The organism is Ammoniphilus soli, from assembly GCF_040813775.1.
The window spans coordinates 142,793-155,120 of record NZ_JBEGDL010000010.1; the positions used below are offsets into that span (position 1 = coordinate 142,793).

10 protein-coding genes are annotated in these 12,328 nt (G+C 46.3%); 6 read left to right on the top strand and 4 right to left on the bottom strand.

Features of this window, described 5'->3' with window-relative positions; all coding sequences use genetic code 11:
* Positions 1-29: 29 nt before the first annotated feature.
* Positions 30-1,112, bottom strand: coding sequence for a tetraprenyl-beta-curcumene synthase family protein (locus ABLT31_RS19610; protein ID WP_367754752.1), 1,083 nt, complete (start codon positions 1,110-1,112; stop codon positions 30-32).
* Positions 1,113-1,246: 134 nt separating this feature from the next.
* On the opposite strand from ABLT31_RS19610, the gene ABLT31_RS19615 reads away from it, so the two are divergent.
* Complete coding sequence (locus tag ABLT31_RS19615) at positions 1,247-2,353, top strand: site-2 protease family protein (RefSeq protein WP_367754754.1); 1,107 nt, start codon at positions 1,247-1,249, stop codon at positions 2,351-2,353.
* 40 nt (positions 2,354-2,393) lie between these two features.
* Here ABLT31_RS19615 and ABLT31_RS19620 read toward each other — a convergent pair whose 3' ends face one another.
* Entirely contained in the window at positions 2,394-3,542 is a 1,149-nt protein-coding gene (locus ABLT31_RS19620) for a CapA family protein (RefSeq protein ID WP_367754756.1), read from the bottom strand.
* Between the two features lie 189 nt (positions 3,543-3,731).
* Here ABLT31_RS19620 and ABLT31_RS19625 point away from each other — a divergent pair, with 189 nt between their 5' ends.
* The 5 genes from ABLT31_RS19625 to ABLT31_RS19645 are packed head-to-tail and all read left to right on the top strand — an operon-like array spanning position 3,732 to position 9,377.
* Positions 3,732-4,295: an RNA polymerase sigma factor gene (locus ABLT31_RS19625; RefSeq protein ID WP_462976515.1), complete on the top strand. Its 564-nt coding sequence runs from the start codon at positions 3,732-3,734 to the stop codon at positions 4,293-4,295.
* Between the two features lie 4 nt (positions 4,296-4,299).
* Positions 4,300-5,337: a TolB family protein gene (locus ABLT31_RS19630; RefSeq protein WP_367754758.1), complete on the top strand. Its 1,038-nt coding sequence runs from the start codon at positions 4,300-4,302 to the stop codon at positions 5,335-5,337.
* 29 nt (positions 5,338-5,366) lie between these two features.
* Positions 5,367-7,625 carry a hypothetical protein gene (locus ABLT31_RS19635; RefSeq protein WP_367754761.1) on the top strand — a complete coding sequence of 753 codons (2,259 nt, stop codon included), beginning with the start codon at positions 5,367-5,369 and terminating at the stop codon, positions 7,623-7,625.
* Positions 7,618-8,544 (top strand): ABC transporter ATP-binding protein, encoded by a 927-nt coding sequence (locus tag ABLT31_RS19640; RefSeq protein WP_367754763.1) that lies wholly within the window; start codon positions 7,618-7,620, stop codon positions 8,542-8,544. Before ABLT31_RS19635 ends, ABLT31_RS19640 begins: the two co-directional genes overlap by 8 nt.
* Positions 8,544-9,377 (top strand): ABC transporter permease, encoded by an 834-nt coding sequence (locus ABLT31_RS19645; RefSeq protein ID WP_367754765.1) that lies wholly within the window; start codon positions 8,544-8,546, stop codon positions 9,375-9,377. Before ABLT31_RS19640 ends, ABLT31_RS19645 begins: the two co-directional genes overlap by 1 nt.
* Before the next feature lie 150 nt (positions 9,378-9,527).
* Here ABLT31_RS19645 and ABLT31_RS19650 read toward each other — a convergent pair whose 3' ends face one another.
* Entirely contained in the window at positions 9,528-11,330 is a 1,803-nt protein-coding gene (locus ABLT31_RS19650) for an L-lactate permease (RefSeq protein ID WP_367754767.1), read from the bottom strand.
* 212 nt (positions 11,331-11,542) lie between these two features.
* A complete protein-coding gene (locus tag ABLT31_RS19655; RefSeq protein WP_367754769.1) occupies positions 11,543-12,229 on the bottom strand; it encodes a FadR/GntR family transcriptional regulator in 687 nt (228 codons plus the stop codon).
* Positions 12,230-12,328: the final 99 nt, after the last annotated feature.

Here is a 12,328-nt window from a genome sequence, read left to right on the forward strand (position 1 = left end):
CGCTATTCCCGGCAACGAAAGCCCCCGCCTTATCTGTGGGCTGGCGGGGGCTGCAGGATGGCTTTGCTTCCGCGATAGACCCGGCTGTTCCAGTAAAAGAACCGGGTTCTTAGTGCGGAGGAACGAATGAGTTTCTGGCCGATAGATTTCACCATCGGTTGCCGCTGTACCTTTCCGTCAGATAAATAGAGACCCAATAAGCCATCTACGATCATCTGGTGAAAGGATGCATCAGGAAGTCTTCGTACGGTCCATTTTGCTTTGCTGCTAATAAATTGGATTCTTTCATAGATGTCCTTCTGAGTCTGGTAATAAGCAATAAAATTTAAATCACCGCCAATTTGGTCCTCCTCTAGATCTATCAGATAATCAAGAAGGATATGCAAGGCACAGATCCAAGGAAAATAGGCCTGAAGAATCTTATCTACCCTTTCTTTAGTAAACAGCGGCAAGGAAGCCGCTTGGAATAAATGAAAAACCCCCAGGGTTGAACCGGTCGCCGCCGAGAACTCATGCCAGCCCAGCTCGGGGGCGAGAGACTTATGTTCTTCCCACCATGCAAGCAAGCGCGTTTCTCGCTCTGCTTCTTTTGCATGCTTATGGGTTTGTAGGTCACAATATAATGAAGTCAATGTTTGAACTGATTCTTGTATGTACTCATAATGGGGCAATTGTCTGATGGCCCTTTGGCATGTCTGTACAAGTTCACGAAGATAACCTCCGTCGTCCTTCTCATGGTTATGGACATAATAATCTCTTTCCCCCGACTGTAAGGTCACGGCATCATACATCGCTAGATGAAGGCAGGCGAAATTGCTAGGTTGACAAGAGGTAGACCGATCGCATAAGTTATCTAGATAGTCGCTTATTGTTTGATACGCGACTATCAGCGGAATAAGTGTATCCTTCATGGAAAGATTTGCTGCAGCATAAACACAGCCTCCCTCGCAGTGAAAGGTTTTGTTTTGGATACTATCCAATGCTTGCTTTCGAAGCTCCGCATCCGGGATAAGCAGAGCGCGGTCATGCCATTTTTTAAGCTCAACCCTCACTTGGGGAAAAATTTGACGATAAAGGATGTACATGAGATGCAGGGATCCTTTTGGATGCATTCGTAACACCTCCCTTGATTCTTGATGCTTACTCACATCATAGAAGAAACGAGTGGTGTTCTCAAGAGGACAAATGGCTTCGGTTTCTGATAAAATAATTCTATAGTAAAGTGGTTTTGCAGTAGGAGGTAGGTATGGATCATTCCAAGAAGGAAAAAACTTCAGGGAAATGGAAATCATTTGGCGGGATCATTGCCTTCCTTGCCTTGTTTGGAGGAAAGCTGAAATTTTTGCTGCCTTTGCTCAAATTAGGGAAATTTGGGGGGACCATATGGAGTATGGCTTTGATGGTCGGAGCCTATGCCATCATCTATCCTTGGTCGTTTGCCATTGGAATCGTTGTCATGATTTTCATCCATGAAATGGGCCATGTGTTAGCGGCAAAGAAAAAGGGGATTCCGGTTACAGCTCCCGCTTTTATTCCTTTTTTAGGAGCGCTTATTACATTGAAAAAGCAGCCAGTAGACGCTCAGACAGAGGCTTATTTAGCCTTCGGGGGCCCCTTGATCGGAACTATAGGAGCACTGGGGGCATTAGGCTTGGGAATGGCTCTGGATTCACCTGCCTTGTTATCGGTGGCACAAGTAGGCTTTTTCTTGAACCTCATTAACTTAATTCCGATCCATCCTTTGGATGGGGGGCGGATTGTGACCGCCATTTCCAGGTGGCTCTGGGTTGTAGGGCTAATCGGTGGCCTCATCGTCATTCTCTACCTTAAAGCGATTATCTTTTTGATTTTCTGGGCGATGTTTGCATGGGAGCTTTATAAAAAGTACGTAAGGAAAGATCAGCAGAAAGAAGTGCGGAAAGAAACGAACTTAACGGTTACGGTCGATGCCTATTGTTTTTTGGACAGCGGTCTGCCAGTTCCTGCTGAATCGCACCAACGAGAGCTATATTTCCTCCAATCCAGCGATATTGCCTTGCGGGAAGAATTCTGCCATCTCTATTACCCAGGCATAGGACGGATTGCTTCAGTTCCTTTCCAGCTAGGACTCGTGGAACGGGTGAAGCTCATCGCGACGAAAGTGGATGACGAGAAATTGAAAATGACCATGCAAGTTTCCTTTCTCATGTATCCTGAGAATCAATCGGCCATGATCCAAGAGGAAGGCTATTACCAAGTACCGAGTCGGACGAGACTTGCTTATGGACTATCTTATGTTGGATTGGCTGTATTTCTAGGGTGGATGATGATGATCACTTATTCCATGTTCACTCCTCCTCCCCTTGTTGGATGAAAAAAAGGTGTCCGGGCAACAATGACCCGAACACCTTTTTTCAGTTTCTTTCAAAGGTTTGATCCTCTCCCCAAGTTCCCCCGCTGGAAAGACGGGACAGGCGGTCCATGATCTGCCGGGAAATTTCCTCGTCGGCTAACCAAACAGCCCCTTGGTCAATATACATCGGAATGAATCGCGGAGTAATCTTGTCACCAGCTAAGGCAATCTGCAAAATCCCTGATTGGCGCCCTTCATTGACACGGCTGGTCGTAAAGACAAAATTCCCAAGACTATAAGCGATCAGTTTGTCCTTATACCATTCCAAGCCCTGCAACACATGAGGATGGCTGCCGATCACTAAGTCGACTCCAAGGTCGATCAAGCCGTGGGCCAATTGAACTTGATAGGGGAGCGGCTGTTCAGCCAGCTCTTGCCCCCAATGAAGGTAAACGACGGTATAATCACTTTGGTCAATGTAAGGCTGGACGGCACGATAAACGAGCTCAGGATCATAAGCACTCGACATTCCTGGATGATTTAGACCCGCATGCCAATTGGCCTCTGCCAGTACCCGGCTAAATCCAAAGACGGAAATTTTTTTCCCTTTCACCTCTACCTGAACGGGAGCGTAGGCCTCATCCTGATTTTTTCCACCCCCAACATAATGCACCCCCGCTTTTTTTAAGTGATCAAGGGTATCTAGAAATGCCTCTGTTCCATAATCGAGCGCATGGTTGTTGGCGACCGTAACGATATCAATTCCGGCTTGTCGGAGAGCCTCAGCCATCATCGGATCGCTTCGAAACGTATATTCTTTTTGTTTGGCTTCTCCACCCTTGCTGATAGCCGTTTCGAGATTCAGCATGGAGAGATCGCTTTCCTGGAAAATGGGCGCCGCGTCTGTAAAGGGGTAATGAGGTCCTTTTTGCTTTACAATGTCGGCTACCCTTCCCGCCATCATGGAATCACCGGCAAAGGTAAGCACGATGGGTGAAACAACTTCCTCTCTCATTTCGTCAGATACAGCGGGAGAAGCTGTTTCTTCTGTATGGGAAGTCGACTCCAACATTGGGTCCGACTTATCTTCTGACACAGGAGAGCTTACTTCTTGGGGAACGGGATATCCCGTCTCAGGGGCGGGGTCTTGAGCAGTGCAGGCAGCGAGCAATGCCACAAGGGAGAAGAGGATACCTGCGATTTTTTTCATTTTGTACCTCCGTCTACATGGTCTTTACCATTATGTAACAATTAAGACATGACGTAAATACATAGAAACTAAAAAAAATTTCTAACAGGTGTGACCTTACGGAATACAGTAACGTCCTTTTTACTAGATTAAGCCAATAACTTATCGAAAGCTGGCCAGTGGACGGAGTTAGAAGAAGGAGGTAACACGATGGGGATGGCTTTGCAAACAGAACTTCCCTCGGAGGACCCCGAAATGTCAAACATAGATTCCCAGGTAGAGGAAAGGGATTTCGGAGAACTATATGATGAATACTTCGACCGCGTAAACCGTTACTTGCGCTGCAGAGCAAATAACATATGGGATGCGGACGACTTAACAACAACCGTTTTTATCAAGGCGCTAGAGAAATTTCACCAATATGATCGCAAAAACCCTTTTGCTTCTTGGATCTTTCGGATTGCCCACAATGCTTTCATTGATTATTTGCGAAAAAAGAGGGAATTTCCGATGGAACCTAATTCATGGATGATGGACGAAGACGATGAAACTTGGCAACCGGAAAAGAAAGCACTCACGAAAGAAGAAATTCAATATCTCCATGAAAAAATGAATAGGCTCTCGCAAGACCAACGGGATGTGCTGACCCTTCGTTACTTCGGCGATTTAAAGATCAGCCAGATCGCTGAAGTGGTCGGGAAATCCGAATCAGCCGTGAAGATGATATCTTACCGAGGGCTTAGACAATTGCAGAAGCTTTACGAGGGGGAATGAAAAGATGAACGAAGATCGCTCACTTCATGAAGAAGAACGTGATCCTACGATATCCAGTCTGCTGAAGCATCTAAAAATCATGAGAGAAACCGTTCCGGTCAATTATCAGCTGAAGGCGGAATTGAAGAAAAAGCTGATGGCCCAAATGATGTCCATGAAGACGGCGCAGTCCGCGGGCCCCATTGAGCAGGAGCCCCGGAAAAAGCCCAAATGGCAGATATATAGTTGGCTATTGGGAGCAATAGGGTTAGCATGGTTCCTTGCTGTCGGATTAAAAAATGATGTGTCCATCCGACAAGTGGAGAATTTGCAGGATCGCGAATTAGAAAAAGCAGCAATCGTGCAGCTTGCCCCTAAGGAAGACCACCTGGCACTGCTTGTTGGTCATGAGATTATTGTGCTGGACGAAAATAGAAAACGATCCTATCGGATGTCCTTGCCTCTTCAACAAGAGAAAGTTACAAGCTTGGCTTGGTCTCCCCGAGGCGAAGAGTGGGCCTGGGTAAAAAGCACGCCCCAGTCTTCCCAGGTGTGGATTTCCCAGATGCAAGGGCCAGGCAGCCGATTAATGGCGGAATTCCCCGCAGAACAAATAGACGGGTTAGCTTGGTCTCCTGACGGAAAAGGGATCTATGCTTCTTTTGACAACCAAGTATGGCTGATAAGCACCGTTTCACCGAAAAACAAGGTTGTAACTGCTGGAAACCAACCCTCTCCCTCCCCGGATGGAAATCATCTTGCGGTAGTCGTTAATGGAAAAATTAAAATTGTTGACAAACTGGGGGAAAAGCTGGCGGCTGTAAGTGAAGGGTCTTTCCCGCAATGGATCGATGAAAAGAACTTGCTCTATCTTGATCCTCAGCGGAGAGTGATGGCAGTGAATCCTTTTTCTTCCGATGGGCCCAGGGAGACTCTCGACTTATCCCAAAATTCTTCTGATAGCATTACAGGTCTCCAGGTGTCTGGAGATGGTCAAAGAGTTTTAATAGAAAGGAGAACTCCCCAAGGGGAAATATGGAGTCAGGGAGAGGTTCGGAAATGAAAAATGAACGGACTAAGGAGATAAAAACGATGTACAGGTTATTAATGATAGGGTTCATACTCTGGTTTCTTTCACCCGGAGGACAGATTGCTGAAGCGGAAGAGAAGGCCTTAGACATGGATGTTTCCATAGAAGTTCCTTTCCATGGCATCTATAAGGGAGGCAAGATGGTCCGATTTTCCGTGCATGTGAAAAACCATGATGAACCATTTTCCGGTGAAATGATGGTGAAGCAATTGGATTTTGTCCAGCCCCAAACACTATCAAGTCCCAAGCAGTTTCAAATGGAGGCCAACGAAGAAAAGATCGTGACCATAGATGTAAATAGCGACCAATTAATGAACGGCGGTCGCCAGGTTGGGGTAAGCATCCTACAGGATGGAAAGGAAGTGGATTGGGTTCCAGTTCACGGTCTGGCCCCCCATCATGAGTGGCTCATTGGTGTAATCGCGAAGGATAGCAATGCTTTTCACTTTTTAAGTATGGCCCAGCCTGAGAATGGCAGAAACCTCTCTGTTAAACAGTTAGAGCCGGATGCTATCCCTGATGAGTCCATTCTCATGAATCATCTGGATCTCTTGGCAATAGGAGATCTTTCTGATGATCTGGAGGAAGACCAGATCAACGCTATCAAGGAATGGATAGGCAGTGGCGGCGTGTTGCTCGTTTCGGGAGGGAAGTCTTATGAGACAGTTTCGAAATCCTTTGGGGACTTGTTGCCCTATCGATCCAGCGAGACAACTCTTCGTGATATCTCTTCCGATTTAGAGCGTTTAACCGATTTGAAGGCTCCGGTCGAACCGGTGTCTGTTTTAAAGGAAGCGAAAAACCTGTTTCATACGGAGAAATTTGGTCAAGGGCTCATTTTGACAGTTGCTTACGATGTAACAGAAGAGCCCCTTGTATCCTGGCAAGGAAACAAGACTTTATGGCACCAGGCCCTTAATCAATGGTTGTTGGATGCCATGGTGAGAAAAGACATGAGGCCTTTGATCGACCACGGTTTGTTGGATGTAAGCTATATGACTCCAGGGGTAACCCCGCCGAAATTTCCCTTGATCGCTATCATTTGGGGAGTCTATCTCTTGGTCGTTACACCGGGACTTTATCTTTTCCTCAAAAGAAGGGATAAGAGGGAGTGGGCCTGGATTCTTATTCCTTCCTTGTCCATTCTGCTAACCGCGGGCATTTATATGCTAGGGAAGTATTGGGTGGCCAAAGAGGATTCCGTTCATACGGTATCTTCCATTCAAATCTTGGATGAACAGCAAGCAGAAGTGAGCAGCGCAGCTTCCTTCCTAATGGTTGAAGGAGGAACATATACCGTCGATAAAGCTGATGGTACAACGATCATTCCACTCCAAATAGGGAATCCCCAAATCGAAGAAAAGGCACTTTCTCTTGAATTGGGAGCTGTCCAATTCAAGAAAATTCCTTATTTATCGATGAAGGAAGTCTATTCGCATTCCATACGCAAGGATATAGGCCATATTGAAAACCAGCTCTATATTGAAGATGAGCGCATTCGAGGAAAAGTGGGCAATCTGACCTCCTTTGACTTAAAAAATGTGCTGCTTACGGTCGGGATGCAAGAAATTCCTTTAGGGGACCTGCCGATGGGAAAAGAAATGCAAATTGACAAGGAGCTGCAGCGCGTCTATGTACCCGAATCCTCCCTATTGGATTGGCAGAGAGAAGGACGATTTCTATCCCGCTGGGAGCGGATGGAAAGGCTGCAAAGGACCAGCTATGATTTAAACGGATCCTCCATCCCTGTAATGATATCAGGACTTAGTGAAGAAGGAATAGAAATCTTTAATGTACGTGATCGGGAAGAAGAAAAGTATTTCTCCACCATGATCAGACAAAGCGTAGCGCTGTCACCTTTGCCTAACGGCAAGCAAATATTCCCATATGGAACATTGCCCTTAAGGCTCGGGGAAACCAAGGGGAATTGGGAAGGGATGCTTGGCGGTTATTACCTCAGCAACGGTTTTATGAATTTTGCCTTAAAGGTCCAACCGAACGGGGTAGGTGTAAATCGCATTGTCGTTCCTTTAAATGAAGCCCCGTATAAGCCATTCACGAAAAATATTTATAATGTTAAGAAAGAGCAATGGGAGACGTTGCAATCCGATCAGCCATTTGTCTTATCAGGGGCTGAGAAGGATGCTTATATCACGCCGCAAGGCGAGATCGTTCTCCGCTTTATCCAAGATTCGGAGGAAAGAGTATTCCTGCCGCAACCCTATTTTCTAGTAGAGGGCGAGGTTAACAAGCATGATTAAAACACTAGGGTTATCAAAAAAGTATGGGAAGCTAGAGGCTTTAACGGACCTTAACTTGCATATCGAGAAAGGGAGAGTCTTCGGTTTTATCGGTCCCAATGGCGCAGGCAAATCAACAACGATGCTGATCCTGTCGACTTTGCTGCGGCAAACATCAGGGCAAGCCTTTGTAGGCGGTTATGACGTGGAGAAAAACCCTTCGGAGGTGCGCCGCTTAATTGGTTATATGCCAGATTTCTTTGGCGTTTATGATAATTTAAAAGCGACGGAGTACCTCGATTTTTACTGTGGGGCTTACCACATTCCAGACCGCAAAAGAAAGGCCCTCATTGCAGACTTGCTGGAATTAGTGAATCTGACTCAGAAAGCAGACAGCTACGTCGATTCCCTTTCGCGCGGTATGAAGCAACGGCTTGGACTAGCCCGCTGCCTGGTGCATAACCCAGAAGTCCTCATTCTTGACGAGCCGGCTTCCGGGCTGGACCCTCGCGCAAGGATTGAAATGAGGGAAATTCTGAAACAATTGCGGCACATGGGAAAGACGATCATCATCAGTTCCCATATCCTCCCCGAGCTTGCGGAGCTATGCGACGATATCGGTGTGATCGAGAAAGGAAAGCTGATCGCTTGCGGACCGGTTCAGGATATGACCGCAGGTTCAAGGGGGATCGTGGTAATGCAATTAAAAGTATTGGATGGAGAAGCGGAGACAGAGCATATTTTGGCTAATTCCCCATACGTCCAGCGAGTCGATAATAAAAACCGCTACTTTCGATTTCATTTCAACGGCACTGAACATCACCGAGCCGAGCTGCTTCAAAGCTTGCTTTCAGCTGGGGTTCCAGTAAGCAGTTTTTCTGAAGCCAAGGAAAACTTGGAAGATGTGTTTCTAACCATAACAGAGGGGGTGGGCAGCTAATGAAAGGGTTTCTTGCTAATCCAGTGATTATTAAAGAAGTCAGGGAAAGGTTTCGAACCGGTAAGACCGCCTGGATTCTAGGTGCCTACTTATTCATTATGGGGGCTATTCTATTAGGATTTATTTATCTGGGTCCTTATCAGCGATCGTTCTTCCGTCCAGGTGAAAGCAGGGAGCTGTTTATGATGCTGTCCGTTATCCAATTAGCCATGATCGGCTTCATCGCTCCGGCTCTAACAGCCGGCACAATAAGCGGGGAGAGAGAAAGGCAAACGCTAAACATCCTGCTGACGACTCACTTAACCCCATTTGAAATTGTAGCCAGCAAACTGTTGACCTCTCTATCCTTTATCGGATTGCTCTTGGTTTCATCCTTACCTTTATACAGTTTTGTATTTCTGTATGGGGGAATTTCGCCGGAGCAACTGGGGAAAGTCTTTTCTTTCTTTGCCGTTAATATGATTTTTTTTGGAAGTTTGGGGGCTTTTTGTTCGGCATGGTTTAAGAGAACCGGCGTCAGCACCATCGTAGCCTATTGTCTCACTTTCTTGACCGGAGTAGGAACCGGGTTTCTGGTATTCTTTCTTTGGGAATTCTACCGTATGATGGAGTGGGACCGTGAGAATTCGGCCTTATTGCAGATTCTAGCGGCTATCAATCCAGGTTTCGTATTAGGAGATATCCTTGGGGAACGGATCGCTCCTTTTCCTGCGTATGTCATTACGCCATGGATCCTATTCTGTATCACTTATTTGGTCTTGAGCGTCCTTCTCTTGCTTGCAGCCACTCAGATTGTGAATCCCGTGAGAAAAAGATGGTTTTTGAAGGGATAAAACAGAGGAAGCTTTTTCCCTAGCTTTACCCTTGATGGAAAGCTAGGGTTCACTTCAGTGCTACTGTGAACTTAAACTTTCCCATCCAGCAAGAAACAATGAAAGTCCTTGGCCATGCCTTCCGGCAAGTCCAAGGACTTTTTATTATTCTTATGAAGCAATATTCTTTCTGGTGCCAAAGTCAGCAGCTCTTTTATTATTTGTAGCAATTATCCAGATGGCAGCCAAACCGATCGCTACAGCAATGAAGGTACCGATGTTGAACAACCCTTTTTGAGAATACCAAACGATAGCATAACCGATCGACCCAAGCAGTAAAGCATAGTAAGTGAAAGGGAACACGGTTTTACGAATGATCTCCCCTTCACGTCCAACTAAACCGACGACTGCAGATGCAGCTACCACGTTATGCACACAAATCATGTTTCCAGCTGCACCGCCAATCGCTTGCAGCGCAACAACCCAAGTAGGATCTACTCCAATTCTTTCCCCCACTCCAAACTGGAACAATGAAAACATCATGTTGCTAATCGTATTGCTTCCGGCTACGAAAGCGCCTAGACCGCCAATAAAGGGAGCAAAGATGGGCCACGCTGATCCGGTCAAAGCGGCCACGCCATCCGCAAGAGCAATCGGCATTCTTTCGAATCCTGCCAAACCGCCGCCGCTGTTGATAAACACTTGTACCATCGGAACCGTAAAGATCAGGGCTACGGAAGCCGATAAAGTGGTTTTGAAGGAGCTGGATACGGCACGCTTATAGGCAGAACCATCCATCTGATGAAGGAAAAAGGTAATCAGCGATACGGCAATGAAAATTGTCCCTGGCAAATAAAGCGGCTGGAAGCTAGCGCTGATTTCCGTACCGAAGAGGTTCGGAAATTTAACGGTCCAAGCTTTCATCATATCCATGAAAGGAAGCTCTTTTAAACGGGTTAAAACTAGAAGCAACCCTACAAGAATATAGGGAACCCAGGCTCTGAACAAGCTGATATGGCCCTTGCGAGCTGCAACATCTTTAATTTCTATCGTGCCATTCCAGGAAACATCCCAGTTTTCTTTCTTATCAAAGTCCCAAACCTCAGCTTTAGGAGGCATAAGAAATCCAGTTTTTGCAGCGGTGATCACTATGGCGAGTCCGATTAATCCGCCAACCATCGATGGAAATTCCGGCCCGAGCGAAACCGCTACTAAATAGTAAGGTATAGTCATGGCGAAAGCAGAGAATAAGGCAAACTTCCACACTTTAAGACCCTCTGTAAAGGTCCTATTTTTCCCATAGAATTTCGTTAAGAAAGCAACTACTATTAAGGGTACTAGTGTTCCGCCGATCGCGTGAAGAAGAGCGACTTTTGCTCCCAGCATGTTCAGGAATTGGCTCCACTCCCCATAACCTAAGTTGGCGGCAAAAGTTTTGATAGCTTCATCGGATGATAGTCCGCTATTGACTCCTACGAGGATGGGGGTACCTACAGCCCCAAAGGAAACGGGAGTACTCTGAATAATCATACCCGCCACGACAGCTGCCATAGCCGGAAACCCTAACCCGACCAATAGCGGAACAGCAACAGCTGCAGGTGTCCCGAAACCCGCCGCTCCTTCGATGAAGGATCCGAACAGCCAAGCGATAATGATCACTTGAATGCGGCGGTCTTGAGTAATGTCAGTAAATCCTTGGCGGATGGTGCGCAACCCGCCGCTTTCCTGAAGGGTATTTAACAATAATATGGCTCCAAAGATGATGAACAGCAGGGTCCCAGCTGTCACTAAACCGTTTACAGAAGCAGCCGCAACTTGCGAGCCAGGAACCTTCCAAACAAAAAGAGCAAGTCCAGCTGCTACGATATAACAAATAGGCATGGCTCTACTTGCAGGCCATCGCAAGGCGACAAGAAATAGGGCTACTGAAAGAATCGGAAGCAATGAAAGAAATGCTAAAAGTCCAGTACTCATAAACGGTTAAACCCTCCCCCAAATAATGAAAACTTCTCCCATGACCTGAAATCGCTTACAGCATGTGCAGAATAACTGGCGATACCAATGTGCAGTTTGATGAGGTCATCAGATGACCTTATTATAAAAAGAGGTGTAGAGTTTGACAAGTACTATTTTAAAATTTTCCAGCCTTTTGAAGATTACCATAAGAGAGGCGCGCCTCTCTTCGATTAACTGTCTTTTAACACCGATTCGACTTGGGAGAGATGTTCTCTCATCACTAATGCGCCCCCTTCAGCATCCTGATTGATAATCGCTTGCAGCATTCTCTGGTGTTCTTCAAATAATCGGTCGGCAGACTCTTTCTTGCTATAGAGCCATAGCTTTCTCGTATCACGTATCGTCCGAGTCATGACAGTCGATATCCCCTCCATCATAGATTGCAATAGGGGGTTCTGAGTCGCTTTAGCTATAGCAAGGTGAAAATTAACGTCATATACCTGGCTAATTTCCTCGTTGCCGATGGCATCTTTCATCTGGAGGAGGATGCGTTCCAACTCTTCAATATGAGAAGGACCTCGTAACTGGGCAGCAAGCTCAATAGACCCCACCTCCAAAATTTTACGCACCTGAAGGAGTTGGGTGAGCTCCATCGCATTGGATATGGCATGATCCTGAAAAAGGGAGTCACTAGGAACTGGGCTGGTCACATAGGTCCCGCCGCCTTGACGAGACTCTACCAGTCCACGGGCTTTTAATTGACTTAACGCTTCCCGGATGGTTGAACGCCCCACGTGATATTCCTTAGCCAGGTTTTCAATCGTATCCAGCTTTTCTCCTGGTTTGATTAGTCCTGAATCGATGATGCGCTGCAGCTCTTCGGCAATGATTTCATAGCTTTTTTTCGAAAGGCTCATGATTTTTCCTCCGGGTAATTAATATAAATACTCTACACAATTTCCTGAACTTATGATAGAGTTAAAATACAAAATTCGTCTGATGACCTGCTAACATGA